The sequence below is a fragment of the Streptomyces sp. NPDC024632 genome (assembly GCF_055559175.1).
Window position 1 is genome coordinate 13,616 of record NZ_JBVHLD010000021.1, and the last position, 26,974, is coordinate 40,589.

General features: G+C 74.5%; 21 protein-coding genes and 1 pseudogene. 8 read left to right on the plus strand and 14 right to left on the minus strand.

What is annotated here, in order from left to right:
• Positions 1-4: 4 nt before the first annotated feature.
• From ACZ37P_RS32850 to ACZ37P_RS32865, 4 genes are read right to left on the minus strand one after another with little or no spacing between them, the layout of a single operon-like run.
• Positions 5-1,339, minus strand: coding sequence for an adenylosuccinate synthetase (locus tag ACZ37P_RS32850; RefSeq protein WP_467350024.1), 1,335 nt, complete (start codon positions 1,337-1,339; stop codon positions 5-7).
• The gene (locus ACZ37P_RS32855) at positions 1,339-2,349 is read right to left on the minus strand and encodes a hypothetical protein (RefSeq protein WP_401313898.1); all 1,011 of its coding nucleotides are present in this window, start codon (positions 2,347-2,349) and stop codon (positions 1,339-1,341) included. The genes ACZ37P_RS32850 and ACZ37P_RS32855 overlap by 1 nt, the downstream gene beginning before the upstream one ends.
• A gap of 40 nt (positions 2,350-2,389) precedes the next feature.
• On the minus strand, positions 2,390-3,508 hold the full coding sequence (locus ACZ37P_RS32860; RefSeq protein WP_467350026.1) for a protein kinase family protein: 1,119 nt from the start codon (positions 3,506-3,508) through the stop codon (positions 2,390-2,392).
• On the minus strand, positions 3,505-4,413 hold the full coding sequence (locus ACZ37P_RS32865) for an NUDIX hydrolase (RefSeq protein WP_467350028.1): 909 nt from the start codon (positions 4,411-4,413) through the stop codon (positions 3,505-3,507). Before ACZ37P_RS32865 ends, ACZ37P_RS32860 begins: the two co-directional genes overlap by 4 nt.
• A gap of 122 nt (positions 4,414-4,535) precedes the next feature.
• On the opposite strand from ACZ37P_RS32865, the gene ACZ37P_RS32870 reads away from it, so the two are divergent.
• From ACZ37P_RS32870 to glpK, 4 genes and pseudogenes are all read left to right on the plus strand, one after another.
• On the plus strand, positions 4,536-4,901 hold the full coding sequence (locus ACZ37P_RS32870; protein ID WP_391050082.1) for an Mpo1-like protein: 366 nt from the start codon (positions 4,536-4,538) through the stop codon (positions 4,899-4,901).
• A gap of 119 nt (positions 4,902-5,020) precedes the next feature.
• On the plus strand, positions 5,021-5,497 hold the full coding sequence (locus ACZ37P_RS32875) for a Zn-ribbon domain-containing OB-fold protein (RefSeq protein ID WP_467350031.1): 477 nt from the start codon (positions 5,021-5,023) through the stop codon (positions 5,495-5,497).
• Positions 5,494-6,681, plus strand: a complete 1,188-nt coding sequence (locus ACZ37P_RS32880; RefSeq protein WP_467350033.1) for a lipid-transfer protein — start codon at positions 5,494-5,496, stop codon at positions 6,679-6,681. Before ACZ37P_RS32875 ends, ACZ37P_RS32880 begins: the two co-directional genes overlap by 4 nt.
• A gap of 151 nt (positions 6,682-6,832) precedes the next feature.
• A pseudogene (glpK, locus tag ACZ37P_RS32885) lies at positions 6,833-8,213 on the plus strand (glycerol kinase GlpK); the annotation flags it as partial.
• Positions 8,214-8,343: 130 nt separating this feature from the next.
• On the opposite strand, the gene ACZ37P_RS32890 reads toward glpK, so the two are convergent.
• From ACZ37P_RS32890 to ACZ37P_RS32905, 4 genes are all read right to left on the minus strand, one after another.
• Positions 8,344-8,955 carry a GTP-binding protein gene (locus ACZ37P_RS32890; protein ID WP_355344059.1) on the minus strand — a complete coding sequence of 204 codons (612 nt, stop codon included), beginning with the start codon at positions 8,953-8,955 and terminating at the stop codon, positions 8,344-8,346.
• Positions 8,956-9,086: 131 nt separating this feature from the next.
• A complete protein-coding gene (locus ACZ37P_RS32895; RefSeq protein WP_355344056.1) occupies positions 9,087-9,482 on the minus strand; it encodes a DUF742 domain-containing protein in 396 nt (131 codons plus the stop codon).
• Between the two features lie 32 nt (positions 9,483-9,514).
• Positions 9,515-9,937: a roadblock/LC7 domain-containing protein gene (locus tag ACZ37P_RS32900; protein ID WP_188286155.1), complete on the minus strand. Its 423-nt coding sequence runs from the start codon at positions 9,935-9,937 to the stop codon at positions 9,515-9,517.
• Positions 9,934-12,621, minus strand: a complete 2,688-nt coding sequence (locus ACZ37P_RS32905) for a nitrate- and nitrite sensing domain-containing protein (protein ID WP_402711306.1) — start codon at positions 12,619-12,621, stop codon at positions 9,934-9,936. Before ACZ37P_RS32905 ends, ACZ37P_RS32900 begins: the two co-directional genes overlap by 4 nt.
• A 166-nt stretch (positions 12,622-12,787) precedes the next feature.
• On the opposite strand from ACZ37P_RS32905, the gene ACZ37P_RS32910 reads away from it, so the two are divergent.
• Positions 12,788-13,195 carry a hypothetical protein gene (locus tag ACZ37P_RS32910; RefSeq protein ID WP_391050091.1) on the plus strand — a complete coding sequence of 136 codons (408 nt, stop codon included), beginning with the start codon at positions 12,788-12,790 and terminating at the stop codon, positions 13,193-13,195.
• A 121-nt stretch (positions 13,196-13,316) separates the two neighbouring features.
• Here the strand turns inward: ACZ37P_RS32910 and ACZ37P_RS32915 are convergent, their stop codons facing one another.
• The 3 genes from ACZ37P_RS32915 to ACZ37P_RS32925 form a co-directional block, all read right to left on the minus strand.
• Entirely contained in the window at positions 13,317-18,269 is a 4,953-nt protein-coding gene (locus ACZ37P_RS32915; protein ID WP_467350036.1) for a hypothetical protein, read from the minus strand.
• Between the two features lie 118 nt (positions 18,270-18,387).
• Positions 18,388-19,302: a hypothetical protein gene (locus ACZ37P_RS32920; protein WP_467350038.1), complete on the minus strand. Its 915-nt coding sequence runs from the start codon at positions 19,300-19,302 to the stop codon at positions 18,388-18,390.
• Positions 19,303-19,411: 109 nt separating this feature from the next.
• Positions 19,412-20,923, minus strand: coding sequence for a hypothetical protein (locus tag ACZ37P_RS32925; protein ID WP_401858535.1), 1,512 nt, complete (start codon positions 20,921-20,923; stop codon positions 19,412-19,414).
• Positions 20,924-21,130: 207 nt separating this feature from the next.
• On the opposite strand from ACZ37P_RS32925, the gene ACZ37P_RS32930 reads away from it, so the two are divergent.
• From ACZ37P_RS32930 to ACZ37P_RS32940, 3 genes are read left to right on the plus strand one after another with little or no spacing between them, the layout of a single operon-like run.
• Positions 21,131-21,964, plus strand: a complete 834-nt coding sequence (locus ACZ37P_RS32930) for a LamB/YcsF family protein (RefSeq protein WP_467350041.1) — start codon at positions 21,131-21,133, stop codon at positions 21,962-21,964.
• A gap of 47 nt (positions 21,965-22,011) precedes the next feature.
• On the plus strand, positions 22,012-22,623 hold the full coding sequence (locus ACZ37P_RS32935; RefSeq protein WP_467350043.1) for a 5-oxoprolinase subunit B family protein: 612 nt from the start codon (positions 22,012-22,014) through the stop codon (positions 22,621-22,623).
• Positions 22,620-23,552, plus strand: a complete 933-nt coding sequence (locus tag ACZ37P_RS32940; protein ID WP_467350044.1) for a 5-oxoprolinase subunit C family protein — start codon at positions 22,620-22,622, stop codon at positions 23,550-23,552. Before ACZ37P_RS32935 ends, ACZ37P_RS32940 begins: the two co-directional genes overlap by 4 nt.
• Here ACZ37P_RS32940 and ACZ37P_RS32945 read toward each other — a convergent pair.
• From ACZ37P_RS32945 to ACZ37P_RS32955, 3 genes are read right to left on the minus strand one after another with little or no spacing between them, the layout of a single operon-like run.
• Positions 23,453-24,442 carry an SGNH/GDSL hydrolase family protein gene (locus ACZ37P_RS32945; RefSeq protein ID WP_467350046.1) on the minus strand — a complete coding sequence of 330 codons (990 nt, stop codon included), beginning with the start codon at positions 24,440-24,442 and terminating at the stop codon, positions 23,453-23,455. The genes ACZ37P_RS32940 and ACZ37P_RS32945 overlap by 100 nt on opposite strands.
• The gene (locus ACZ37P_RS32950) at positions 24,439-25,854 is read right to left on the minus strand and encodes a glycosyltransferase (protein WP_467350048.1); all 1,416 of its coding nucleotides are present in this window, start codon (positions 25,852-25,854) and stop codon (positions 24,439-24,441) included. Before ACZ37P_RS32950 ends, ACZ37P_RS32945 begins: the two co-directional genes overlap by 4 nt.
• Positions 25,851-26,972: a glycosyltransferase family 4 protein gene (locus tag ACZ37P_RS32955; RefSeq protein WP_467350050.1), complete on the minus strand. Its 1,122-nt coding sequence runs from the start codon at positions 26,970-26,972 to the stop codon at positions 25,851-25,853. The genes ACZ37P_RS32950 and ACZ37P_RS32955 overlap by 4 nt, the downstream gene beginning before the upstream one ends.
• Positions 26,973-26,974 lie beyond the last annotated feature (2 nt).

The window sequence follows — 26,974 nt, forward strand, 5'->3', positions numbered from 1 at the left end:
GACCCTATCGGAGAGCGGTCGTGCGGGTGGGGTGCCGGGCCGCTTCAGAGGCGGCCTTGCGGGTCGGGCCGGCTTCGGGGCCGCGGGGCGGCTTGCGCAGGACCTGGCGGGTCGGGGACGAGGACTCCAGCAGGACGGGGGCGCCCAGGGCCGCGCCGATCGCGTCCGACCAGCGGCGCGGGTCGCGTCCGGGCGTGTCCCACAGGGCCGGGCGGGCGCGCTGGAGGCGCGCGGTGAGGGCGGCCTGGCGGGCCAGGTCGCCGGGCGGACCCGGCGGGAGGCGTTCGACGAGGGTGCCGTCGATGCCGTAGGCGCGGCAGATGCGCAGGCCGCGGGCGCGGGCGGGCGCGTCGAGGTGGGTGACGGCGAGGGCGTCCACTCCCCCGCAGACCTCCACGGCGTACGCGTGCGCGACGGCGTCGAAGTGGCCGGTGCGGAAGGCGCCTTGCCAGCGGCCGTGGCCGTTGTGCGGCTCGGGCAGCAGCGGTGTCAGCTCCGGGTCCTCGGTGACGAGCGGGCCCGGCCCGTGCCGGGTGGTGTAGGTGCGCACGACGCCCAGCCGCCGTGCCTCGCCCGGTGTACCCGCCTCGGCCAGCAGCGTCTCGGCGTTGGCGAAGGTGGTGGTGGACCAGGTGGTGTACGGGTGGAAGCCGTGCCATTCGTCCAGCAGGACGCCCTGGGCGCCCTCGAAGACCACCGGGCCCCGCCGCAGGAGGTCGTGCAGCGCGGCCCCGTCGGTCAGGGTGACCGTACGGGCGAAGGCGGCGAGGACTTCCGCGCAGTCCTCGACCGGCGGCGCGGGAAGCGGGCCCAACTCGTCCGCCAACCGGTCGCGCAGCAGGCGCAGTTGGCGCAGCAGCCGGGGGCGTGACGCGCAGTCGCCGACGGTCGGCGCGTCGCCGGGGTGGGCGAGCGCGTACGCGGCGGCCTCGCCCACGCCCATCCCGCAGGAGCCGTGCCGGTCGGCGCCGCGCGCCTGCTCCCGCAGCCGGTTGGCGGCGGCGTGGTACGGGGTGGCGATCGGCGCCGCGCGGTCGACGGACAGCAGGGCGTACGGGTCGGGGACGCCGACCGTGCGCAGGTGGTCGGCCTCGGCGGCCAGCGCGAGCGGGTCGACGGTCATGAACCGCGACAGGTGGGTGCGGACCCCGCGCAGCGTGCCGGCGCCGAACTGCGCGAAGGTGTGGTGGCGGCCGTCGGCGGTGACGACGTTGTGCGCGGCCTGGGCGCCGCCGTTGAACCGGACGACCGCCTGGACCGTACCGTCCTGGCAGAGCCGGTCCACGGCGGCGCCCTTGCCCGCGTCCCCGAATCCGAGGTCGACGACGATGGTGTGCACTACAGCCTCGTGGTGGTGGCGGGACCCGCGTCGCCGTCGGTGAGGGGCGCGTCGGAGACGGCGAGGGCGCTGCCGCGGGCCGCGCCGTCCCTGCCGCGGTCGAGTCCGGCGAGCGCCTTGCTGACGCTGTCGCCCGCCGCCGAGCCGACGTCGGCCAGGTCGGCCAGGCCCGCGGCGAGGTCGATCGCCTCCTCGCCGAGGCCGACGGTCAGCGCGATGGTCTCGCAGACCGCGTCGAGGTCGTCCAGCTCGATGACGTTCTGGCCGAGCAACTTCCGCCAGATGCCGAGCACTTCGGTGTTGCCGACGTAGGAGGAGCCCGCCGGGAGGATGTAGTGGACGTGGTAGGTGCGCTGGAGTTCGGCGACGATGTCGGTGATCGGGATGTCCTGCGGGATGCGCTCGCCGAGGACGTCCCACACCTCGCGCGCCTTGACCTTGCCGTACGGCATCTCGTCGCCGATCAGGAACAGGTAGCCGCGCCGCCCGCGCTTCTCGTGGCAGTCCAGCGCGGTGTGCCGGGCCATCGTGTAGAGCGCGAGTTCGTACGACTCGCTCATCTGGCCGCCGCCCCCGCCCTCCAGGAGGATGTTGCCGAGGTCGTCGTCCATCCGGTTGTCGGACTCGAACTGCCCGATCTGGAGGGGCACCCGGTCGCAGGTGGCGTCGCCGACCGCGCCGAACATCACCTGCGGGTGCTCGGTGTAGCCCTTGCGCAGCAGCAGGCCGAACAGTTCGGGGAGCTTGGTCTGGAGCACCTGCGGCACGGTGCGCATCGAGCCGGTGACGTCGAAGAGCACGGCGATGGCGAGCGAGGTGGGGTGTTCCGCGGAGTCGCGGCTCTCCCGCAGGGTGATGTTCTTGGGGTCGAGTGACGGGTGGGCCGCCCAACTGCTGCGCGGGGACGAGCCGGTGACGTGGTCGCTGTAGGCGAAGGCGCCGGAGCCGGACGCGGCGCGGTAGCGCGCGGCGGCGTCGTAGACATTGGTGGACCAGCTTCCGCTGCCCATGGTGGTTCCCCCTTGTGTCGTGGTGGTGGTGTCGCGGTTGTCAGATGTGCGGCATGGCGAACGGGCGGAAGGTGCGCGGCCCGTAGAGCCGTTCCAGCAGGTCGTCCAGCTCGCCGAGGAGCTGCCAGGCGTCCTGCGGGCGGGCGTTCTGCGAGGGCAGGACGCACGCGCGCAGGAAGGCGCGCATCGGCGCCGGTGCCCGGTCGCCCATGAGCTGCCGCACGCAGAGCGCGGCGAGGTGGATGTCGGTGGCCGGGGAGGCCGGTCGGCGCTCCGGGACCTCGGGCGGATAGGCGTCCCTGTGCCGGTCGACGAGGACCGGCACATGGGTGTCGAAGGCGGTCGCGTAGCACCAGTCGACCAGGACCAGGCCGTGCAACTCGGGGTGGATGAGGACGTGTTCGGGGAAGACGGCGCCGTGCACCAGCCGGGCGCGGTGGGCCCAGCCGAGCGCGGTCAGCAGGCGGCGCCACATCCAGGCCGCGTCGCGCGGGTCGAGGCCGCCGGGGTGGGCGGCGGCGACCTCGGCGAGCGTGTGGAAGCCGGTGAGCGGTACGAGCGCGTTGACGTGCCGCTCGACGCCGTCGGTGTCGCGGTGCCTGAAGCTCTCGATCAGTTGCGGGGCGTACGCGCGGTGCCGCCGTTCGCCGACGGTGTCGAGGCGGCGCAGCACGTCGGCCTCGTGCTCCAACAGGTCGTTGTCGCGGGGCCGTTGCGGGATCTTAAGTACGGCCTCGCGCCGGTCGCCGTTCTCGTCGTAGTGGGCGGTCCGCAGGACGGCGAGGTCGCCGGTGGCCAGGACCGGGCCGAGGACGTAGCGGCGGTCCGCGGTGGTGACGGTGGGAGCGGTGGCCCTTTCGTCGGTGTGGTGGTGGCGGGCGGACAGCCGGGCGAAGGCCGCGGCGGCCTCCGCGGTGCGGCCGGGCGGTGCGGCGTCGGGGTGCAGCAGCCGGGCGAGCCGCCGGTAGTGGCGGACCGCGTCGTGGGCGTCGGCCGGGAAGTCGGCGTCGAGGGCGGCGAGGGCGTCCTCGAAGGTGCGTATCGGTGCGCCCGCCGGGTCGTTGCCGGGGTCGCCGAGGGGTCCGCGACTCGCGCCACGCGTCGGGCCGTTGGTCCGGTCACCGGCCGGGTCATCGAGCGGATTCGTGGTGGCGGTCATCGGACGTCGTCCTCCCGGTCGGGGCGGAGCAGCGCCGGGTGCAGCAACCGGGCATCGCCTGCCCGGTAGAGACGGGCGCGCGGACCGCCCTTGCTGCCGGGGCGGCTGTCGGTCTCGCCGGTGGACTCCACGAAGCCCGGCACGGAGAGCACTTTGCGGTGGAAGTTGCCCGCGTGCAGCGGCGCGCCCCACACCGTCTCGTAGACCGCGCGCAATTCGCTGATGGTGAAGGTCTCGCCGAGGAAAGCCGTGGCCAGCGGGGTGTACTCGATCTTTCCGCGGGCGCGTTCCAGACCGTCCGCGAGGATGCGGTCGTGGTCGAAGGCGAGCCGGGGAGCGCTCCCGTGAGAAGCGGGCCGGCGGCCGGTACCACCCCCGTAGATTCCGGTCCGCCGACCCTGCTCGAAGGGACGCGGCGGCGCCGTGTCCGGTTGCCCTTTCGGGAGGATTGCTTCGACGGGGATCCAGGCGGCGCCCGCGGCGTCGCTCCCCGGCGTGGCATCGGGCAGTCCCGGCGCGAAGGCGAGGTACGCGATCGAGACCACGTGCATGCGCGGGTCGCGGTCGGGGACGCCGTAGGAGCCGAGCTGTTCGAGGTGGACCCGGCCGAGCGCCGTGGCGTCCAGGCCGGTCTCCTCGGCCAACTCCCGCGCCGCCGCGTCGTCCAGGGACTCGCGTCCCGCGCGGACGAATCCGCCCGGCAGTGCCCGCTCCCCCGCGAACGGCGGTCCGCCCCGCTCGACGGCCAGTACGTGCAGCCGGTCGGCGCGCAGGGTCAGCGCGACGATGTCGACGGTCACGGCGATCGGGTCGAAGGCGCGCGGATCGTAGGAGTCGAGGAAGTCCCGCTCCCGCCGCGCCGCCGACTCCCCCGCCGTCTCCGGCGTGTTCACCGCGTCCGTCATGATCGCCCCCGTCTCGCGCCGAGCCCACCCCGCATGTTGTTCTCAAGGTGAGTCATTCTCAATACGAGAAGACCATAGCACCGACCCCTGACACCGTCCAGCGGCGGCGCTACTCTGCGGTAATGACGAAGCAGACGTTCAGCACTTTCGAGGAGTTCTGGCCGTACTACGTGGCGATGCACTCGAAGGCCGCCACCCGCTGGGTGCACCTGGCGGGCACGCTCACCGGTCTCGCGGTCACCGGGTACGGCCTGGCGCGGGGCCGCAAGCGGTACGCGGCGGCGCTGCCGCTGATCGGGTACGGAACGGCGTGGCCCGCCCACTTCCTGATCGAGAAGAACAATCCGGCGACCTTCGGGCACCCGGCGTGGTCGCTGCGCGGCGACGTCAAGATGATCACCACCATGCTCGCCGGACGGGACGCCGAACTGGCCGAGACGGCGGACAAGTGGCTGGCGGAGCAGGGCGGCACGGGCGACGACGCTTGACACCGCCTCGCACCGGCCCTTCCGGCCCGCCGACGTCGCGCGGTCCGGCGCTGTTCCGCCGGCGGGCCGCCCGTGGCACACTTCTGACGATCCGTCAGATGACGAGCCGGGGAGGCCGCGTGGAGCAGCACAGGCGCACACCGCCGGTGGTCGAGGGCTGGTTCACCGAGGGGACGGGACCCGACTTCCGGCTGCTCGGCACCCGGTGCCGCGACTGCGGAAGCGTGTTCTTCCCCCGTGAGGACTCCTTCTGCCGCAACCCCGCGTGCGCGGGTGCCGACTTGGACGAGTTCCCGCTGTCCAGGACCGGGCACGTCTGGTCGTACACCGACGCCCGCTACCGGACGCCGCCGCCGTATCCCTCGGACCCCGGGCGCGCGTGGCAGCCGTACACCCTGGTCGCCGTCGAGCTGGCGGACGAGCGGATGGTCGTGCTGGGACAGGCGGCACCCGGGGTGACCCCGGCCGATCTCGCGGTCGGGATGCCGGTCGAGCTGGTGCCCGGGGTGCTCGGGGAGACGGCAGCCGACAGTACGGGCGGCGCCGGCAACGGGCGCGGCACCTGGAACTGGCGGCCCGTGGGCGGTGCCCGATGACCGCCGACATCGCGGTGCTCGGCGCCGGCATGCACCCCTGGGGCAAGTGGGGGCGGCCGTTCACCGAGTACGGGGTCGCCGCCGCCCGCGAGGCCCTCGCGGACGCGGGCCTCGACTGGCGCGAGGTGCGGTCGGTGGTGGGCGCCGACACCGTACGCGGCGGCTATCCCGGATACGTCGCGGGCGCGACCTTCGCGCGGGCGCTCGGCTGGCAGGGCGCCCGCGTCACCAGCGTCTACGCCGCGTGCGCCTCCGGGGCGCAGGCCATCGCGACCGCCCGCGCGCAGATCCTGGCGGGCCTCACCGACGTGGCGCTCGTGGTCGGCGCCGACTCCGCGCCCAAGGGCTTCTTCGCCCCCGCGGGCGGCGAGCGGCCCGACGACCCCGACTGGCTGCGCTTCCGGGTCCTCGGCGCCACCAACCCCGGCTACTTCGGCCTGTACGCGCGCCGCAGGATGGCCGTGCACGGTGACACACTCGACGACTTCGCGCAGGTCAAGGTCAAGAACTCCCGTGCGGGCGCGGCCAATCCACTGGCCCGCTACCGCGAGCCGGTCAGCGCCGAAGAGATCGCGGCCTCCGCGGTCGTCGCCGATCCGCTGCGGCTGCTGGACATCTGCGCCACCTCGGACGGCGGCGCCGCGCTCGTGCTGTCGAGCATGGACTTCGCCCGGCGGCACACCTCCGCCCCGGTACGGATCCGCGCGGTCTCCACCGTGACGCCCCAATACCCGCGCACCGTACCGGACTTGCCGGACATCGCGAGTGACTCCGCCGTCGCCGTGTCCCCGCCCGGACGGGAGCCGCGCGCCTCGATCGCGGCGGCGGCGTACGAGGAAGCCGGGATCGCGCCGAGAGACCTCGACCTGGCGGAGGTCTACGACCTGTCGACCGCCCTGGAACTCCAGTGGTACGAGGATCTGGGCCTGTGCGCGGCGGGTGAGGGCGCCAAGCTGCTGCGGTCGGGGGCGACCGCGCTGGGCGGCGCCATCCCGGTCAACACCAGCGGCGGCCTGGCGTCCTTCGGCGAGGCCGTACCCGCCCAGGCCATCGCGCAGGTCTGCGAGCTGGTCCGCCAGATCCGCGGCCGGGCGGAAGGGCGGCAGGTCGCGGGCGCGCGGCTCGGAATCACCGCCAACCAGGGGCTGTTCGGGCACGGCTCCGCGGTGGTCGTGGTGAAGTGACCGGGCACCGGGGGGCGCGTAGCGGATCGTACGGGCCAGGCGGACGCGCACCGGGCCGGACCGTACCGACGCGTGTCGGGTCAAACGGTGGGGATCGGTCCCGGCCTCGTCGTGAAGTGACCTGATCGGTCAGGCTTCTTGACGCTCCGTCACCGAGATCTGGGCGAAGACGCAGGCCGTGGCGGCGGGCGCGCTCGCCAGGGCCGGGCTGCGCCCCGACCAGCTCAGCGCCCTCGGGATCGCCAACCAGCGCGAGACGACGGTGCTCTGGGACCGCTCGACCGGACGCCCGGTGCACAACGCGCTGGTCTGGCAGGACACCCGCACCTCGGCGCTGTGCGCCGAACTCGGCGGCCCCTACGGCCAGGACAGGTTCCGCGACGCCACCGGGCTGCCGCTGGCGCCGTACTTCTCCGGACCCAAGGTGGCCTGGCTGCTCGACCATGTGCCGGGGCTGCGGCGGCGCGCGGAGAACGGCGAGATTGCCTTCGGCACCGTCGACTCCTGGCTGGTGTGGAATCTGACCGGCGGCGTCCACGGCGGCGTCCATGTCACCGACGTCACCAACGCCTCCCGCACCCTGCTGATGGACCTCGACACGCTGGACTGGGACCCGGCGATCCTGGCCGCCATGGACATCCCCGAGACCGTCCTGCCGGAGATACGGTCCTCCGCCGAGGTCTACGGCACCGCCGTCGGACGGCTCGCGGGCGTGCCGGTGGCCGCCGCGCTCGGCGACCAGCAGGGCCGCGCTCTTCGGACAGACCTGCTTCGAGACCGGCGAGGCCAAGAACACCTACGGCGCGGGCAGCTTCCTGCTGATGAGCACCGGGGCACGGCCGGTGCCGTCCAAGAGCGGTCTGCTCACCACCGTCGGCTACCGGCTCGGCGGCGACCGGCCCGCGTACTGCCTGGAGGGCTCGATCGCCGTCACCGGGGCCCTCGTCCACTGGCTGCGCGACCAACTCGGCCTCATCCGCAGCGTGGACGAGATCGAGCCGCTGGCCGCGAGCGTGCCCGACAACGGCGGCGCCTACGTCGTGCCGGCCTTCTCCGGGCTGTTCGCGCCCTATTGGCGGTCCGACGCGCGCGGTGTGATCACCGGGCTCACCGGCTTCGTCACCAAGGCGCACCTGGCGCGGGCCGTGCTGGAGGCCACGAGTTGGCAGACCCGCGAGGTGGTCGACGCGATGCAGGAGGACTCCGGGGTACGCATCGCCCAACTGCGCGTGGACGGCGGCATGACCGTCAACAGCCTGCTGATGCAGCATCAGGCTGACGTGCTGGGCGTGCCGGTGGTCCGGCCGGTCGTCGCCGAGACCACCAGCCTCGGCGCGGCCTACGCGGCGGGTCTGGCGACCGGCGTGTGGGACGGCCTCGACACGCTCAGGGCGCAGTGGGAGCGCGACACCGAGTGGAGGCCGCGCATGGCCGAGCCGCGACGTGAACTCGGCTACCGGCGTTGGAAGATGGCCGTCGAGCGGAGCTTCGGCTGGCTGGAGGAGGACGGCGAGGACGGCTCCGCCGGATAGCGTCCGGCTCTGAACGGCGGCCGGTTGGCCGTCTCGCAGAAGAACCGGACTCAGGCGGCGGCCGGGCTGCGGAAGCGTCCGAGGCGGCGTCCGGTCTGCGGAAGAGTCCGACCCCAGGCAGCCGCCGGGCTCAGGTGGCGGCGGGCTCCTTGCGCCCCGTCGCCATCTGCGCCGCGTGTTCCACCACGGTGATCAGGACGTTCTTCGCCGAGTCCCGCTCGCGCGCGTCGCACATCACCACCGGCACCGAGGCGTCCAGGTCGAGGGCGTCGCGCACGATGTCCGGCGCGTGCAGCTCAGCGCCGTCGAAGCAGTTGACGGCGACCGTGAAGGGGATGCCGCGCCGCTCGAAGTAGTCGACGGCCGCGAAGCAGTCCTCCAGGCGGCGGGTGTCGGCGAGCACGACCGCGCCGAGCGCGCCCTGCGCCAACTCGTCCCACAGGAACCAGAACCGGTCCTGTCCTGGCGTGCCGAACAGATACAGCACCAGGTTGTCCCTGAGCGTGATCCGCCCGAAGTCCATGGCGACGGTGGTGGTGCGCTTGCCCTCCACGCCCTCGATGTCGTCCACCGGGCGGCCCGCCTCGCTGAGCGACTCCTCGGTGCGCAGCGGCCTGATCTCGCTGACCGCGCCCACCAGCGTGGTCTTGCCCACGCCGAAGCCGCCCGCCACCAGCAGCTTGAGCGCCACCGGCTCGTCGGCGGACGGCTTGCGGCGGCGATCCGATCGCGCGAAAGCCATGTTGTGTCTACTTCCCTGCCGGCGTTGTCAGTTGTACGTCGATCTGTACGTCGGTTGCGCTTCGTCGTACGTCTGCGGAGAGCCTAGTCCTGTTCGAACATGACCGGCACGCCGCAGTGGATCACGATCCACTACAGCGCGCGCAGCCCGTTGATGACCTCGCGCAGGATGTTCTCGTCCACCAACTCGGCCGGTGGGACCGGCTGGTGGAGTTGTACGTGCGACGCCTCCAGCAGGTCCCCGACCAGGACGCGGACCACCCCGACCGGCAGGTCGAGGTCGGCGGCCAGCTCCGCGACGGAGACGGCCTGGACCTGACAGCGTTCGACGATGTCGAGGTGCTCGGGTGACAGCGTGTGGTCGTCCTGCGCGCCTCCGTCGTCCCCGGCCTCGGTCTCCGTGATCACCAGGGCGATCAGGTCGATCTTCGTCTCAGCGGCGTTGCTGGTGCGGCCCCTTGTCATCGCATAGGGCCGCACCACCGGTCCTGCCGCGTCGTCGTACCACCGGTCCGAATCAGAAGTCATGACACCCGTCACCCCGTTGTCAGATCATCCGGTCAGCCGCTGAGTGCCGCGCCGCCGTCGTTCCGAGCCGCGGTGCCCAGGTGGGCACCGACCCGCTTGACCAGTAGCGCCATCTCGTACGCGACCTGGCCGACATCGGATTCGGCCGCGCTGAGTACGGCCAGGCAGCTTCCGTCGCCCGCCGCCGTCACGAAGAGGAAGGCGTCGTCCAGTTCGACCATGGTCTGCCGGACGCGTCCGGCCTCGAAGTGCCGTCCTACGCCCTTGGCGAGGCTGTGGAAGCCGGATGCGACGGCGGCGAGGTGCTCGGAGTCCTCGCGGGTCAGTCCGTCCGACGCGCCGATGGCCAGGCCGTCGCCGGAGAGGACCAGGGCCTTGCGGATGCTGGCCACGCGCGAGACCAGATCGTCAAGGAGCCAGCTCAGCTCGCGTGTCGGGCTCGATGGTGCGGTCATCGACCGTTCCCCTCAGGTGTCGTTCTCGGTGCGGATGCCGACGGGTCGTCTTGCGTGCCGTCGTTCTCGGTCACTTCCCGGCCGCGCTGCCAGCCGCGCTGGAGTGCCGCCATCCGGTCGCGGACCTCGTCCGCCGACCGCTCGCGGCCGGCGCCCTCGCCGGTCGCGCCGCCGCTGTCGTGGGCGGTGGTCTCCACCCTCAACTGCGGTGCCAGATTGGCCTGCCTGACCCGGCGGGGCAGTGCGCTGCCGCTCGCGCCGGACGCGGTCGTCTTCTTCGCGGCCGTCAAAGGCGGGGACCCGGACGGGGGTTCGGGCGTGGGTTCGGACGCGGGCCGAGACGGGGACCGGCGCGCGGGCAGCGGCTGGGGCTCCGCCGGAGCCGGTGCCTGCGCCGGGGTCTGCGCCTGCGGCTGGCCCTGTGGGTACAGCTCGCCGCGGGCCTGCGCCTGCGCCACGGCCCGCTCCGCGGCCTGTTCCAGCGCTCCCCGGTCGGCCTGCGAGGTCTGCGCGGAGGGTCCGCCGACCGGTCGGCCGCGGTCGGAGACCAGTACGGGCGCGGTACGGCGGCGGCGCGGCAACGGCAGCGGCCCGTCGAGTTCCGGGTCGCCCGCCTCGCCGACCGGCGCGCCGACGGGTTCGTCCGCCGGGTGCGCCTCGTGCTCCTTCTGCGTCTCGCCGCCGATACCGTCAAGGCCCCACTGCCGGAAGGTGTGCTCGGTGTCGGAGGGCACCCGCGCCGGGCGGGACTCGGTGAGGTCACCGATCTTGGTCGCGCCGGTGTCGTCGCCGGTCTCGGTGAGCAGATTCGCCGGGATGAGGACGACGGCGGTGGTGCCGCCGTACGGGGACTGCCGCAGCGAGACCCTGACGCCCTGGCGCTGCGCGAGGCGGCTGACCACGAACAGGCCGAGCCGGTCGGTGTCCGACAGTTCGAATTCCGGGGTCTCGGCCAGCCGGAGGTTGGACTCCAGCAGCGCGTCGGGCGTCAGGCCGAGGCCGCGGTCGTCGATCTCCAGCACGAAGCCGTTGGCGACCGGCTCGCCGTGCAGCCGTACCGCGGTGTGCGGCGGCGAGAACACGGCGGCATTCTCGATGAGTTCGGCGAGCAGGTGGGTGAGGTCGCCGACCGCGGAGCCGGTGACGGCCAGCCGGGGCAGACGCCGTACCTCGATCCGCTCGTAGTCCTCGACCTCGGCGACGGCGGCGCGGACCACGTCCATGAGCTGGACGGGCTTGCGCCACTGCCGGGAGGGGGCGACACCGGAGAGGATGACCAGGCCCTCGGCGTGCCGCCGCATGCGGGTGGTCATGTGGTCGAGGCGGAAGAGGTCGGCCAGTTCCTCGGCGTTCTCGGTGCGGCGCTCCATCGCGTCCAGCAAGGTGAGCTGGCGGTGCAGCAGGACCTGGCTGCGGCGGGCGAGGTTGACGAAGACCTCGGAGACGCCCTTGCGCATGTCGGCCTGGCGGACGGCGGCCTCGACGGCGGCCCGCTGGAGGGTGTTGAGCGCCTTGCCGACCTGTCCGATCTCGTCGTCGGAGTACTGGAGGCGCGGCACCTCGGTCTCGACGTCGACCTGTTCGCCCGCGGCCAGCCGCCGCATGACGCGGGGCAGCCGGGTGCCGGAGACCTCCTGGGCCTCGCGGCGCAGCCCGGACAGGTCGCGGATCAGGCTGCGGCCGATCCGTACCGACACGATCAGCGAGGCGATCACCGCGACCAGACCGAGGACACCGATGACGGCGGCTTCGACGACCAGCGTGGTGGACAGCGGCCTGGCCTGCTTGCTGAACTTCGCGATGGCCTCGCCGTCGAGCTTGCCGAGGTCGGTCATCACGGTGGCGGCGGTCGCGGGCCACGCCTTCTGGGCGGCCACGACCGGCGCCTCCTCCACGCCCGCGACGATGATCGCGTTCTCGGCGGCCCGCAGCGCCTTGCCGCTGGCGCTCTGCCAGTACGTGTCGAAGGGCGCGCGGGCCTCGTCGGTGAGGGTCTTGAGGTCGACGGCGTAGTAGTTGCGCTGCTCGGCGACCGCGAAGGTGAAGGAGCGCAGTTCGTCCTTGCTGGTGTGGCCGGTGCTGATCGCGGCGGCCATCAGCGCGTCCTCGCGGCTGACCTCCTCCTGCGCCCGGTAGAGGCCGATCACCGCACGCCGCTGGCTGTCCAGCGTGACGTCGCTGAGCGGGAGGTACTCCTCGAAGAGGTCGAAGGTGGGGTCGACCAGCGAGTTGTACGCCTGGTAGGCGTCGTCGCGGGTGATCCGCTGGTTGTCGATCCGCTGGCGGAGCGAGGTGAGGCCCTCGACGGTGTTGAGGAGGTCGTCGAGGCGGTCGCGGGACCGCGCGTTGAGGTCGTCGCGGACGCCGGACGCGTCGATGGTCGTCCGCATCTTGGCGATGGACGCGTCGGTGGCGTGTTCCTGCTTGTCGTAGGCGATCCGCGCCTCGGAGTCACGGGTGTTGGCCAGAAAGACCAGAGCGACCCTGCGCTCCTGCTGAAGGTTCCGAACCGCGTCGTCGGCGGGATAGCCGACATTGTCGACTATTCGCTGGATGTCCGGCCGTCCGAACACCTCGCGCCCGGTGATGGTGGCGGCGAAGGCCCAGATGAGGGTGAGGGACACCAGTGGGATCAGCAGCAGCGCCACGATCTTCCGGCGGATCGTCGTACCGCGAAAGCGCATGGCCTCCCCAACGTCTTCCCCGGTATGGGGATCGTCTGTCGCGTTTAAACGGCGTGAGCCTACTACTGCCGATGCGGTAACTCGAAAGCCAGTGCGTAGGGTTGGGCAGGTCTGGCCGGATACGTACCCCGGAATGCATCGTGAAGATTCGGGGCAGGCACCTTGTATGGACTTCGAACAAGGGCGGGTGTGGACCGAGGACCCGGTCGGCACTCCCCGAATGCCCGATCCGGTACGAGCGGCGGCGGTGCGGGCGGTGCTGATCGTGGCCGTCGCGCTGATCCTCGCGGTGATGGCCGTACTGCTGGCCGCCGGACACTCCTGGCTGTCGGCGCCCGCGCTGATCTCCGCCGTCTTCACCAGCGTCGTCGCCACGTGGGCGGTGTTGGACGTGTGGGTGACGCGACAGGTGTGGAACCAGCGCAACGGGGTGCTCTCCAGCCCGAGCAGCGCGGCCCGTGCCCTGCGCAGGGAGCGGCGCAGAAGGCACCGTGCGGCGCGGTCGGCCGCGCGCGGCAGGCCGACGCGGCGGGTGCACATACCGCGCCATCTGCCCTGGCACCTCGGGGTCTGACTCCGGCCGCTCGCGGTCTGCCGTCGGTACCTGGTGGTCGGGCGACGGTCCGGGAGCTGATCGCGGTCCGTACCCAGCGGCGGCCGGTAGCAGCGGCGGCCACCGCCGGCGGCGGTCCGGACTAGCCTCTGTCCGGCTGGAGTTCCCTGCCCGGTCCGGGCACGGCGGCGCGCGCGGACCCGGAAACGGGCACATCCGATTCCCCGTCTCCCCCGTCCCGCTCCGGCTCGGGCGGCCGTCGGTACATCCGGGTGGCGGTGATCTCGCCGTGCACCTGCTCGCCCTGCGGGTCGGGGACCGGAAGTCCCGGCCGCAGGTGCTCCTCGACGCTGATGTATTTCAGGCCCGCCCGCAGATCCGCGTCATTGCGGAGCCTGACCACCAGCGGGAATTCGGCGAGTGCCGTGGTGTCGAACAGTCCCGTGGTGTAAATGAGCTGTACGCCCAAGGCGTCGGCCACCGCGCGCTGCAATTCCAGGAGATAGGTGGCGTTGGCGCGACCGATGGGATTGTCGAGGAACAAGGTGCCCGCGTGCCGCTGCTTGTCCCGGCCCCGGTCGTTGCTGCGCAGCGCGGCCATCGTGCAATAGAGGGCGATGGCGGCGGTGAGGAGCTGCCCGCCGGAGAACACGTCGCCCATCTGTCCGACCGGCACCCGCTCGGCGCGCAGCACCGCGTCCGGTTTGAGGATCTCCACGGCGATGCCGCGCGGTTCGAGCGCGGACCCGACGCCGCGCAGCAGCAGCGACATCCCGTCCCGCCGCAGGTCCGAATTCTTGCGTACGGCGGCCCTGGTGGCCTCGTCGATGACCTCGCCGAGGCGTTCGGTGAGAACGGACTGGTCCGGGTCCTCGAAGCGGATCCGCAGGAACTCCTGGCCCGACCATTCGCCGAGCCCTTCCGGCAGCCGTGACAGGCGCTGCGCCGAGCGCAGGGTGGCGAGCGAGGACTCGACCAGGCCGCGCAGCCGGTCCACGATGCTGTCGCGGTTGCGCTCCAGCTGGGTCAGCTCGTCGGTCAGCACGCGCAGCCGCGGGGCGAAGGCGGTCGCCCAGGCCGCGGCGTGCTCGGGCAGCGCGGCGGCGGGCAGTTCCCTGATCTGCTGGCGCGCGGGCGTCCTGACCTGCTCGTAGCGCACCGCGTTGGCGTGCCGGACCAGGACGTCGGAGGCCTCGCGGAGCTGGGTCTCCGCGGTGGACAGGTCGGCCGCGCAGCCGCGCAGACCGCGCCGGGCCTCCGCCGCGGCCTGCCGGGCCTCCTCGGTGCTGCCGGGGTACGGCTCCGGCTCGTCCTCGTCCTGCTGTCCCGGCGCGTTGTCCCGCAGCAGGTCGCGCAGCATCGCGGCGATCTCGTCGAAGCCGCCCGCCGCGTCCTCGGCGGCGCGGTGAGCGTGGACCATGTCGGTGTGGGCGGCCCTCGCCTGCTCCAACGCGTCGGTGCGGGAAGCCAGTTCGGCGTTGGCGGCGCGCAGCAGCTCCTGCGCGTGCTCGGCGTCGCGCGGCAGCAGTCCGTCGGGCAGGTCGGTGTGCCGGTCGCCGTCCGCGGGCGCGAGCCGTTCCGCCTCGCCGCGCAGCCGCCCCAACTGCTCGCTGGCGGTGGAGGCGCGCGACTCCAGGGTCTGTACGAGCTGTTCCGCGCGGGCCGCCGCGGCCTGCCGGGAGGGGCCGTCAGCGCCGTCCGGGCCTTCGAGCAACTGGGCGGCGCGGCTGCGGACCTTGTTGGTGAGCCGGTCCAGTTCGACCAGGGCCGCGTTCTCGGTGCTCTCCGCGCGGGCCTGCTCGGCGCGCAGGTCGGCGCCGACACCGACCTTCTCGTACACCTGGGAGGCCGAGTGGTACGCCTCGCGGAGCGCGGGCAGCGACTCGGTGGCCGCGGGGGCCTGCGCCCGGTCCTGCGCGCTCTCGTCGGGGGCTCCGGCGATCTCGGACCGCTCGGCGCGCAGGACGCGTGCGGTGCGGCGGGCGTCGTCGGAGGCGCGCTGGGCGGCGCGGCGGTCCTCGTCCGCGGCGCGGGCCTGCGCCAGGCAGGTCTCGGCGCGGGTCTCCGCCTCGGCCGCGTCGGCGGCCAACTCCCGTGCCCTGCGCTGCCAGTTGGCGCGCTCGCGGAGCCGGTGGGCGAGACCGGCGAGCGCGTCGGCGCGGCGCCGGGCCTGCTCGGCGGCGGCGCGGCGGGCGTCGTTGTCCCGCGCGCTCTCGGCGGCGGCGGCCTCGGCCTCCGCGCGTTCGGCGCGCAGCGCGGCCAGCTCCGCGCGGGCCTGCTCCGCGCTCTGCCGCGCGGCGGTGACCTCCGCCTCCAGCTCGGCGAGGCGGTCCGGCGGGCAAGAGGCGCGCCACGAGGCGAGGCGGGCCGACAGCGTCCGGTCGTGCGCGAGCCGGGCCGCGAGCGTCCTGATGTCCTCCTCGCGGGCGGTGGCGCGGGCCCGCAGCTCCTGGCGTTCGCCGTCGGCGGCCAGTTCGTCGTGCATCGCCGGGTTCGGCGGGACCAGGAACACGTCCTGGTCCGCGCTGCCCGCCGCCGTCGCGGGCGGCGGCGCGAGCAGCGCCGCCGCGGTGCCGACCGCGACCGTCGAGCGCGGCAGCAGCGCGGCCTGCGCCAGCACGTCCCTGGCCCGCTGGTACGAGCCGGGTTCCGTGACCACGACGCCGTCGACCAGCTCGGGGCGGGAGGCCAGCACGACCGCGTGGTCCACCGGGTCCACGGCCTGTGCGAGGTAGCGCCAGCCGGGCAGCGCCGGAATGCCGTGCTCCCCCAGGAATTCGACGGTCGCCAGGACGTCGGGGCCCGGCGGCAGCAGGCCGCCGTCGCCGAGCGCGGCGAGGATGCGCGCGTCGTCGGCCGCCGCGGTGCGGAGCTCGAAGAGTTTGCGCTCGGCGGAGGCGACGGCGCTGTCCAGCAGTTCCCGCAGCGGCTCGGCGAAGCCGTCGAGCTCCGCGGCGGTGAGGGGACCGTCCGCGGACGGGCGCGCGGCGGCGGGGCGGAGGGGCGACGCGCCCGCGCCGTCCCGGTCCGAGGCTCCCGAGCCCTGGCCGGTGCGGCCCGCGGCCGTATCCGCGGCGCCGGAGCCCGTACCGCCGTGCCGTCCTGCCGAGCCCTCCCGGGCGTCACGGCCCGTACCGCCGTGCGGCCCGGTCGCGCTGTCACCGGCCGAGGCGTCGGAGATTCTGCCGGCGCGGGCGCCGACCGGGTGTCCGGCGTCCTGGCCCGCCGCGGAATCCGTGCCGTCGCGCGGGCCCGGCACGCTCAGGAGGGCGGCCAGGCGGGGGTCGGCGGCGAGCGCGGTGGCCGCCACGGTCGCGGCGGTTCTGGCGGCTTCCGCGGTGGTGAGGGCGTCGGCGGCGCGGGCGGCGGCCAGGTCGGCGCGGGCCTCGGCGGAGGCGGCCTCGCGGGCGCGGGCGGCGGCGCTGTGGGCGGTGTCGGTGGCGGAACGGGCCAGGGCCGCCGCGGTCTGTTCCGCGTCGGAGGCGGCGAGGGCCGCGCGGGCCGGGTCGGCGTCGGGTGCGGTGTCGTCGAGCCAGCCCGCGCTGACCGCCTCGGCGGTCTCCTGCTCGACCTCGGCGAGCCGCTGCCCGAGGTGTCCGCTCTCGCTGCGGGCCCGCTGCGCCTCGGTGGCGGCGGCGGTCGCGTCGCGGTGCGCGGCCTCGGACTCCGCCTGGAGCGCGGCGGACCGCTCCTCCTCGGCGTCGGCCTGCTGCTCGGCGCGTGCGGCGGCGGCGTGCAGGGCGCGTACGAGATCGGCGGCGGCGCGGGTGCGGGCGGCCAGCGCGGGGGCCGCGTCGCGTTCGGCCTCGCGGATCGCGGCGGTGACGCGGGTCAGCCGGTCGCCCGCGGCGCGCTGTCGCAGTACGGTCTCGGCCGCCTGCCAGGCGGCGTGCAGCGTACGGGCGTCGCCCAGCTCGCGGCGGAGTCCCGCGGCGCTCTTGTCCGCGGCGGCCAGCGCCAACGAGGCGTGGCGGTAGGCAAGTTCGGCGGCGATCAGGGCGCTGCCGCCGCGGGCCTGGTCGGCGTCGGTGACGCTGTGCGCGGCGCGCGCCATGTGCTCGGCCAGTTCGGTGGTCCTGCCGCGCTCCTGCTGGGCGCGGGCGGACAGGCGACGGGCGAGGGCGCGGGTGCGGCGTTCGGACTGGGCGTGGACGCCGCGGGCCTGGTCGCGAGTGGCGGCGGCCTCGACGATCCGCTCCAGCAGGTCGAGCGAGCCCGCGGTGAAGTCGCGTTCCGCGGTGAGTTCCGCGCGGCGGCCGAGCTTGTTGGCGAAGCCGTGCACGAGGTCGGCGAGGCCGTCGGTGTCACGGGTGTCGGTGACGGCGCGCAGCAGGAGGTCGGTGAAGTCGGAGTCCTTCTTGACGGCGAACAGGCCCGCGGCCTCGCCCTCGTCGGCGTTCATCTCCCGCTGGTAGCGGAAGAGTTCGGGGTCGAGGCCGAGGTCGCCGAGGTGTTCGTTCCACCGGTCGTGGATCTCCTCCCACACCACTTCCAGGTGCGGGTACGCCTTGCCCGCCTCGGTGACCGCGTCCCGGAAGCCCTTCATGGTGCGGCGCCTGCCGCGCGCGCCGGACATGCCCTCGACCGGCGGCCGTACGCTGGCGGCCTCGGCGACCGGCAGCGAGTCCAGGCTGAGGCCGGGTCCCGGCCGGAACGAATACCACGCCTCGGCGAATTTCCGCGGGTCGGTGGAGACCTGGCGGCCTCGCCACTCGCTGACCTTGCCGACCACTACCAGCTCGCCGGTCACGGTGTGCTGCCACTCCAGGGCGACGTGGCCGCAGTCCTCGGCCAGCAGGAATTTCCGCAGGACGCCGGAGCTGGCGCCACCCAGGGTGTTGCGGTGGCCGGGCAGCATCACCGAGAAGATCAGCTTGAGCAGGACCGACTTGCCGCCGCCGTTCTCCAGGAAGAGCACGCCCGCGGGCGCCGGGCGGCGCGGCGGTCCTGCGGGCTCGTCGGCGAAGAACTCGCCCTGCGCGGGAGCGGGTTGCGGCACCGGCTCGCCGACGCCCCGCAGGTCCAGGACGGTGTCGGCGTAGCGCGCGCCCGCGGGCCCGATGGAGTAGAGGCGGAGTCGGGAAAGCTCGTACATGCGGCGGACTCTCGTGGCTCGTGGTTCAGGTCGGAAGTCGACTGGAGGTCGGGGGCGAGTGGGGGGGTCGGGGGCGAGTGGGAGGCGGTGGCGGTGGCGGGTGGGAGGCGGGCCCCGGTCAGGTGTGGGCGTGGAACGGCAGACCGGCGTCCGCGGCCAGGTCGAGGCCGCTGTCGTCGGCGGCGGCCGGGACGAGGCTGGCGCTGCCGTCGCCGACCGGGACGATGCCGAGGTCGAGCAGTTCGGCCATGGCGGCGCTGCCCGCCATGTCGCGGACCTGCAACTGGTAGCGGGCGGTGGTGCGGTAGGTGCCGCCCGACTCGTCCCCGGTGCGCTGGAGGAAGCCGGAGTCGACGAGGAAGGCGACGGCCTTGCCGATGATGCCGGTGGTGGAACTGGCCAGCCTGCGGGCGTCCTTGGTGGCGCCGGTCGCGCTGCGCCGGGTGTAGACCCGCCAGGCGGCTTCCAGTCCCGGTGCGTCGCTGGCCGGGTCGGTGTTCTCACCGGTCTCGTCGGCCTGTTCCTCCAGGCGGCGGCAGGCCTGGCGGATGAAGGCGTCGATGCCGTTGACGGTGATCCGGCCGATGTAGCCGTCGTCGGCGAGGTCCTCGGGGCGCGGGAAGGCGAGCGCCGCCGCGGCGAGGTGGGCCAGGCCGTGCAGGAAGCGGTCACCGGAGTCGGAGGCGGCGCGGCGGGCGTAGTCGCCCATCCGGACGGCGAACACCGAGTCCTCGCCCGCCGCCAGGGCCATTCCGGCGCGGGGCGAGACCTCCAGCACGATCAGGCCGAGTCCGGCCGCGACCGCGTCGGCCAGGCGCGCGAAGGGGGGGTCCTCGCGGTGGCGGCGGATCAGTTCCGCGTACTCCGCGTCGCGGGCGGGCAGCAGCTTGGGCTGGAGCCCGAAGCCCACGAGGCGGGCGGCGTCCGCCGCGTCGCCGGGCGTCACTCCCCCGGTGCGCGCCGGTCCGGTGCTCCCGGCCTCATACGCCGCGGCCTCGGGCGTGTCAGCCGCCGTCTCCCGGTACTCGCTCACTTCTCGCTCTCCTCGGTCCAGGCGATGACGCCGGTCGGCACCGTCGCGTCCGCCGTACGTGGTCGCCCGCCGCCGGGTCGGAAACGGCGGGCGGCCGCCGTGCCGGGCCTCACGCGGGCTCCGCGCGCGCGGCCGTCATCGCCGCCGCGTCCAGCCGCGCGGTGCCGACGATAAGGTCGGCGCCGCCGAATTCGTGGTCGTCCAGCGGCGTGCCGTCGTCCACCGCGAAAAGCAGGCGCTGTTCGCCCTGGCGGTAGGCGGTGCCGACCGGCGGGGAGGCGGCGTGGATCGCCAGCAGGGCCAGCAGATAGGGCAGTTCGGGGTCGCGGCGGCGGGCGTCGGCCAGGAGCCCCGACAGGCGGCGCGGCGCGTCGTGCGGCAGGTCGAGCAGATCGAGCGCGGATTCGAGCTGTTCCTCGCTGAACCGGCTGTCGTCCGGGGTGGCGACCAGGTCGGGCTCCGGCATCTCCGCGCCCAGGTGCTCCCGCTCCAGCGGCGGGGTGAGCAGCAGTTCGACCAGGTCGGTGACGCGTACGGCGGGCGGGGTGCGCAGGCCCGCGCCGCGGGCGAAGAACGCGTCGGTGACCCGCGACGCGCGCTCGACCGGGATCGGCAGCAGGGGCGCGACGAGCTGCCCGTACAGGTCGAGTCCGGCGCGCGCGGGGGGCGCGGCGAACGCCTGCCGGTCCTGCTCGGCGCGGAACAGCGGTCCGGCCTCCAGCAGCCTGGACTGGAGCTGGGTGTGGCGCCGGATGCAGTCCTTGACGATGTCGACCAGTTCGGCGGCGCGGCGCTTGTGCTCCGGCTCCTCCGCCTCGTCGCGCGCCTTGCGGATGTTGGTGAGGATCGCGTTCTCGTGCCGGTAGCGGTCGGCGACGTGGTCGAGGGCCTCGGCGATCATGTCGGGGACGGTCCGCAGCCAGTCGACCGCCCGGACGTTGCGCCGGGTGGCCTCCAGGGTGCGGCGCAGCGTCTCCGCGTACTGCACGGTGCGGTACCTGGCCTGTTCCGCGGCGAGTTGGGCGTCGGCGAGCCTGCCGCGGCTGATCAGCACCTCCAGCTTGACCTCGGCGGCGATCTGCGCGCTGGTGACGTCGGTGTCGAGCGCGCCGACCAGGACGTTGACCGCCTCGTCGGTGGTGCGCAGGTAGACGCTGCCGCCGGGGCCCGGCACTTCCTCGATCAGCTTGAAGTCGTAGTCCCGCCGCACATATCCGCCGTCGGCGCCGAACGTGCCGTAGACGGCGCGGAATCCGCGGTCGGCGCTGCCGACGTTGATCAGATTCTCCAGCACCCAGCGGGCGACGCGCTCGTGCTCGGCCTGGCCGCGGACGGGGGCCTGCGCGGCGACGCGGGGCAGCAGTCTGGCCACTATCTGGTCGTGGTCCGCGCCCGTGTCGAAGTCCATGTTGAGCGTGACCAGGTCGATCGCGGCCAGCGCGATCTCCGCCATCGCGTACACCGAGTACTCGCCCGCGAGGTTGGCCTTGCGGGTGTCGAGGTCGTGCAGCGGCGCCGTGCAGGCGAGCGCCTTGAGCCTGCGGGCCAGGCCCTCGTCGGCGGCCGGGCCCGGGGCGGGCCGGGCGGCGCCCGGCAGCGAGTACGGGATCGTGGTGGTCACGCCCCACACATTAGGCGGTGGCACCGACAACGAACGAAACGGCACGGATCGCCACGGGGCGGGCACCCGGCGCGTCGGCCCGCGGGAGTGCCATGATCGGTCCCGCGACAGGTACGGCACGGGCACGGAAGACTCGCGGGCGGCGCGCGGAGCACCTTCGGCGCCGTTCGTAGGCGGATACGAGGATACGAGGACGGGCTGATCATCATGGCGGACGCGGTCACCGGGGCGGCACCCGGCACGGCTCCTCGGACACCTCCCGGCGCGGCACCCGACACCGACCCCGGCGCGGTCATCGATCTCAACGCCGACCTCGGCGAGGGCTTCGGCCGCTGGCGGCTGACCGACGACGAGGCGCTGCTGTCCGTCGTCACCAGCGCGAATGTCGCGTGCGGCTTCCACGCGGGCGACCCGTCGACGATGTGGCGGGTGTGCGAACTGGCGGCGGAGCGGGGCGTACGGATCGGCGCGCAGGTCTCCTACCGCGACCTCGCCGGTTTCGGCCGGCGCTCGATGGACGTGCCTCCGGAGGAACTGGCCGCCGAAGTCGCCTATCAGATCGGCGCGTTGGAGGTCTTCGCCCGCGCGGCGGGCACCACTGTGGCGTACGTCAAGCCGCACGGCGCCCTCTACAACCGGGCGGTGCACGACGCCGAGCAGGCGGTGGCCGTCGTCGCGGGCGTGCGGCTCGCGGGGGAACTGCCCGTACTCGGCCTGCCCGGCTCGCAGTTGCTGCTCGCGGCGGCCCGCGAAGGGCTGCCCACGGTCCACGAGGCGTTCGCCGACCGCGCCTACACCTCGGGCGGCACGCTGGTCCCGCGCCGCGAGCCGGGCGCGGTCCTGGAGTCGGAGGACGAGGTGGTGGCCCGCTCGGTGGGCATCGCCCGCGACGGGCGGGTGACGGCGATCAGCGGCGAAAGGGTGCCGGTCGCGGCGCGGTCCTTGTGCGTGCACGGCGACACACCGGGCGCGGCCCGGCTGGCGGCCCGCGTCCGGGAGTCGCTGGAGGCGTCGGGTCTGCGGATCGCGGCCTTCGCGTGAGCCGGGCGGGTTCCGGGCCGGGTTCCGGGGCGGGCACGGGGCCGCGGGTGCTGCGCGCCGGGGCGGACGCCGTACTGGTGGAGTCCGCGACCGGCGAGGAGACGGAGGCGCTGCACGCCGAGTTGCTGCGCAGGCGGGCGGCCGGGGAACTGGCCGGGGTGACGGAGATCGTGCCGGCCGCCCGTACCGTGCTGGTGTGCGGGCTCGCCGATCCGCGGGCCTTCGCTGCCGAGGTGGCCGCGTGGGACGTGCCCGCGGTGCCGCGTGGGCGGGGCGCGGCCGTGGAGATCGCGGTGCGCTTCGACGGGCCCGACCTCGCGGAGGTGGCCGGGCTGTGGCGGGTCTCCCCCGAGGAGGTGGTAGGGACTGTGACCTCGACGCCCTTCCGTGTGGCCTTCTGCGGCTTCGCGCCCGGCTTCGGCTATCTGACCGGACTGCCCGAGCACCTGCGCGTACCGCGCCGGGCCGAGCCCCGTACCGCCGTACCGCCCGGCTCCGTCGCGCTGGCCGGACCGTACGCGGGGGTGTATCCGCGCTCCTCGCCCGGCGGTTGGCAACTGGTCGGCACGACGGACGCCGTGCTCTGGGACCCCGAGCGGGAGCCCGCGGCGCTGCTGAGCCCCGGCACCGAGGTGCGGTTCACGGAGGTGCGGGGGTGAGGGAAACGGCGGCAGGGCAGGCCGAGTTGGCCGTCGTACGGGCGGGGGCGCTCACCACCGTGCAGGACCTCGGGCGGCCGGGCCACGCGCATCTGGGGGTGCCGCGGTCCGGCGCGCTGGACGGTCCGGCGCTGCGGGCGGCGAACCGGCTGGTCGGCAATCCGGCGGAGGCCGCCGGTCTGGAGACGACGGTCGACGGCTGCGCGCTGCGGGCCTCGCACGCGGTGCTGGTGGCGGTGACGGGTGCGCCGTGCGCGGTGCGGGTCGACGGGCGTCCCGCGGCGTGGGGCGCGCCGGTACGGGTGCCGGGCGGGGCGGTGCTCGACGTGGGGCGGGCGGAGCCGGGGCTGCGCAGCTATCTGGCGGTGTCCGGCGGTGTGGCCGTACGGCCGGTGCTGGGCAGCAGGTCGACGGACCTGCTGTCGGGGCTCGGTCCCGCGCCGCTCGCGAGGGGTGACGTGCTGCCTGTCGGCGGCCGGTCCGGGGACGTCATCAGGGGCTCCGGCGTGAGCTCTGACAGAGACTTCGTCAGTCTCTTCGGCGAGGGCGATGTGGTGGCACTGCCCGGTCCCGGAGCCGAGTTGGTCCTTCCGTTGGCGCGCGGGCCGCGTGACGACTGGTTCGCGCCGGACGCCTTCCGTACGTTGTTCGGCGGCGGTTACACCGTCTCACCCGCGTCCAACCGGATCGGGCTGCGCACGCGGGGCCCGGCGCTGCGCCGGGCCCGCGGCGGTGAACTGCCCAGTGAGGGCATGGTGCTCGGCGCTGTGCAGGTGCCTCCGGACGGCTGTCCTGTGGTCTTTCTCGCCGACCATCCGACCACCGGCGGCTATCCGGTCATCGGCGTGGTCCCCGAGGGTTCGCTGCCGGCCGCCGCCCAGTCACCGCCGGGGACGCCGGTCCGCTTCGTGCCGCTCAGCACGCGCTGACCCCGCGCCGGTGGGCGCGGCGGGGTATACGGCCGCGCCGCCGGGCCCGGCGGGACCTTGAGCGCGGCGAGCGCCGCGACCGTGGCGCGCCGCGCGTCCTCCTCCAACACCGCTGTGTCGCCCTGCCGGTGGTGGCGCAGTTCGGTGCCCGCCAGCCGGATCAGGTCGGGCAGCAGGTCGATGCAGCGGTCGGCGATCCAGCGCGTGCCGCGGGTGGCCATCCACCACGCGGCGGCCCGGCGGCCGGGCGGCGCGCCGTCCGGCTCGGGGCGGGGCGCGGGCCCCTGGGCGAGGCCCGCGGCGGTGAGCAGGGCGTGGAAGTCGCGGGCGAGCAGCCGGTGTCCGGTCTCGCTGGGGTGCAGCCGGTCGGCGCTCAGCGCTCCCGGCATGGTCGCCCAGTGGCGCTCCGCGGCGTGGAGGTGGTGCGCGCCGTGGTGCGCGGACAGGGCGTGCACGGTGTCGTTGAGCGCGCGCATCCTGCGGCCCAGTGGCCGGGCCAGCGGCCACGGCAGCCCGAGCACGGTTCCGGGGTCCGGCAGGCACGCGGTGAGCACGTCGCAGCCCTCGGCGCGCAACGCGCCCATCACGAGGTGCAGTTCGGCGGCCACCGCCTGGATGTCGAAGCCGCCGCGCAGCGTGTCGTTCCCGCCGACCAGCACGGACGCGAGGTCCGGCCGGTGCCGCAGCGCCGCTTCGAGCTGCGGACCCGCCACGTCGCCCGAACGGGCCCCGCTCCGGGCGAGGTTGAGCGTCCGGGTGTCGTACGGGGCCGCCGCGAGCCCGTCGGCGAGCAGCGCCGCCCAGCCGCGCCACCCGCCGTCGGGCAGCGGGTCGCCGACGCCTTCGCTGAGCGAGTCGCCGAGTACGGCGAAGCGCACGGCGCCGGTCACGGCCTGACCCCGCCGGACTCCGGTGCGGTCCGGCGGCGCGCGGACGGTGCGGCGGCGCCGACGGCGGCCCGGTGCGCGGTGAGGAAGGCGTTGACGGCGGCGGGCCAGGTGTACAGCTCGGCGCGGGTGCGGGCCATGGCGCGGCGCCCCTCCTCGGGCGCGGCGAGGATTCGCTGTACGGCGGCGGCGTACTCGGCGGGTGTGTCGGCGCAGCCGCCCGCCGGTCCGATGAGGGTGGGCAGCGCGGAGCGGGAGCTGGCCACCACGGGGGTGCCGCACGCGAGGGCTTCGAGGGCGGCCAGACCGAAGGTCTCGACGGGTCCCGGTGCCAGTGCCACGTCGGCGGTGGCGAGCAGCGCGGCGAGGTCGGCGCGCCGCGGCACATGGCCGAGGAAGGTGACCGGCAGCCGGGCGGCCCTGGCCTGGGCGGTGAGCCGGGGCCGCAGGGGTCCCTCGCCCGCGACCACCAGCGCCGCGTCGACGCCGGAGCCGCGCAGGTGGGCCAGGGTCTCCAGCGCCATGCCCGGCCGCTTCTCGGGCGAGAGCCGCGAGCAGAGCACCAGCAGCACGGCGGCGCCGTGCCCGTGCGTCTCGCGCAGCCGCGGGTTCCGGGCACCGGGGTGGCAGCCTTCGAGGTCGACGCCGAGCGGGGCGCGTACGACGTTGCGGGCGCCGATCCGCTCGAATTCGGCGGCGGCCCAGGCCGTGGTGCACACCACACGCGTGTAGGCCAGCGCGGTACGGCGGTTGAGGGCGTCGGCGGCGCGGCGGGCGGGGCCCGAGGGCAGACCCCAGGTGCCGAGCACACCGTCGGCGCTCTCGTGGGACACCATCAGGGAGGGGACGCGGTGCCGCCTGGCCCACTCCCCCGTCCAGCGCAGGGTGGTGCGGTCGGAGACCTCGATCCGGTCGGGGGCGAGCGAGGCGAGTACGGCCTCCACGGGGGCGCGGCGGGCCAGTACGCGGTAGCCGCCGGTGCCGGGGATCTCAGGGCCCGGCAGGGTGATCACCCGCCCCTGCGGGGTGAGTTCGTCGGAGGCGGTGGCGCCGGGGACGATCAGCACGGGTTCGTGGCCCGCCGCCGCGTAGCCCTCGCCGAGGTGGCGCAGCGCGGTGCGCAGGCCGCCGGAGACGGGCGTGACGAAGTTGGCGAGCCGCACGATGCGCAGGGCCGACTCGGGGTCGCGGTCGAGGGGGTGCGGGGCGGTGCGGGCGCCGCCGTCGGGTGACGCGAGGTCGTCCTGGCCGTACATGACGTCGTCCCTGCCGTCGGTGGGGTCGGTGCCGAAGTCCGTGACGGCGCCGGTTCGCGCGCCGCTCGCCGTACCGGCCGTTCGCGTACCGGTGGTCATGCGGTCGCCCGCACCGCTCATACCGTCGCCGTTGACGCCGCCGCTCATGTCGGTGGTCATGCCGCTGCCGCCTCGCGCTCGCCGAGCACCTGGTCGTAGTGGCCGAGGAGTTGGTCGCCGACGGCCTCCCACGTACGGTCGGCGACCGCTGTGCGAGCCGCGCTCCCGTAGCGCTCGCGCAGCCCGTCGTCGCCGAGCAGGAACTGGACGGCCGAGCGGACGGCCGCCGGGTCGAGCGGCCGCACCAGCAGGCCGGTGCGGCCGTGCTGGACGAGGTCGAGGGGGCCGCCGGCCGCCGGGGCGACGACGGGGACTCCGCTGGCCATCGCCTCCTGCACGGTCTGGCAGAAGGTCTCGAACGGCCCTGTGTGGCAGAAGACGTCGAAGGAGGCGTGGATGCGGGCGAGTTCGGTGCCGGTCCTGCGGCCCATGAAGACCGCGCCCGGCAGGGCGGTGCGCAGGCTCGGCGCGCTGGGGCCGTCGCCGACGACGACCACGCGCACACCGGGCAGTTCGCAGAGCCCGGCGAGCAGTTCGACGTGCTTCTCCGGCGCGAGCCTGCCGACGTATCCGACGATCAGCTCGCCGTTCGGGGCCAGTTCGCGGCGCAGCGACCCGTCGCGGCGCGCGGGGTGGAAGCGGTCGGAGTCGACGCCGCGCGGCCACAAGTGGACGCGCGGCACGCCCTGTTCCGCCAGCGCGCTGACGGACGCGGAGGAGGGGGCCAGGGTGCGGGCAGCGGCGGAGTGCACCGCGCGGATCCGGCGCCAGGCGGCGGACTCGCCCGCGTTCAGATACGTCCTGGCGTATCCGGCGAGGTCGGTCTGGTAGACGGCGACGGCGGGGATACGCAACCGAGTGGCGGCGGCCAGGCCGCGCGCGCCGAGCACGAAGGGACTGGCCAGGTGGACCAGCTCCGTCCGGTGCGCGGCGATGGCGGCGGCGGTACGGCGGCCCGGCAGCGCGACCCGCACCTGCGGGTAGCCGGGCAGCGGGAGGGAGGGGACACGGATGACGGGACAGGGGTCGGGACCGGGGTCCTGGTCGGCCGGGCCCGCGGGCGCGACCACGAGCGGTTCGTGGCCGCGCCGGGCGAGGTGCTCGGCCGTGCGCAGGGCGCAGTGGGCCACTCCGTTGACGTCGGGTGGGAAGGACTCTGTGACGATGGCGACACGCATAC

Excerpts from the sequence above, each read along its gene's own strand:
- ACZ37P_RS32855 (WP_401313898.1), bottom strand. The coding sequence starts at position 2,349 with ATGGGCAGCGGAAGCTGGTCCACCAATGTCTACGACGCCGCCGCGCGC.
- ACZ37P_RS32860 (WP_467350026.1), bottom strand. The coding sequence starts at position 3,508 with ATGACCGCCACCACGAATCCGCTCGATGACCCGGCCGGTGACCGGACC.
- ACZ37P_RS32865 (WP_467350028.1), bottom strand. The coding sequence starts at position 4,413 with ATGACGGACGCGGTGAACACGCCGGAGACGGCGGGGGAGTCGGCGGCG.
- ACZ37P_RS32870 (WP_391050082.1), top strand. The coding sequence starts at position 4,536 with ATGACGAAGCAGACGTTCAGCACTTTCGAGGAGTTCTGGCCGTACTAC.
- ACZ37P_RS32880 (WP_467350033.1), top strand. The coding sequence starts at position 5,494 with ATGACCGCCGACATCGCGGTGCTCGGCGCCGGCATGCACCCCTGGGGC.
- ACZ37P_RS32890 (WP_355344059.1), bottom strand. The coding sequence starts at position 8,955 with ATGGCTTTCGCGCGATCGGATCGCCGCCGCAAGCCGTCCGCCGACGAG.
- ACZ37P_RS32895 (WP_355344056.1), bottom strand. The coding sequence starts at position 9,482 with ATGACTTCTGATTCGGACCGGTGGTACGACGACGCGGCAGGACCGGTG.
- ACZ37P_RS32900 (WP_188286155.1), bottom strand. The coding sequence starts at position 9,937 with ATGACCGCACCATCGAGCCCGACACGCGAGCTGAGCTGGCTCCTTGAC.
- ACZ37P_RS32905 (WP_402711306.1), bottom strand. The coding sequence starts at position 12,621 with ATGCGCTTTCGCGGTACGACGATCCGCCGGAAGATCGTGGCGCTGCTG.
- ACZ37P_RS32910 (WP_391050091.1), top strand. The coding sequence starts at position 12,788 with ATGGACTTCGAACAAGGGCGGGTGTGGACCGAGGACCCGGTCGGCACT.
- ACZ37P_RS32915 (WP_467350036.1), bottom strand. The coding sequence starts at position 18,269 with ATGTACGAGCTTTCCCGACTCCGCCTCTACTCCATCGGGCCCGCGGGC.
- ACZ37P_RS32930 (WP_467350041.1), top strand. The coding sequence starts at position 21,131 with ATGGCGGACGCGGTCACCGGGGCGGCACCCGGCACGGCTCCTCGGACA.
- ACZ37P_RS32950 (WP_467350048.1), bottom strand. The coding sequence starts at position 25,854 with ATGACCACCGACATGAGCGGCGGCGTCAACGGCGACGGTATGAGCGGT.
- ACZ37P_RS32955 (WP_467350050.1), bottom strand. The coding sequence starts at position 26,972 with ATGCGTGTCGCCATCGTCACAGAGTCCTTCCCACCCGACGTCAACGGA.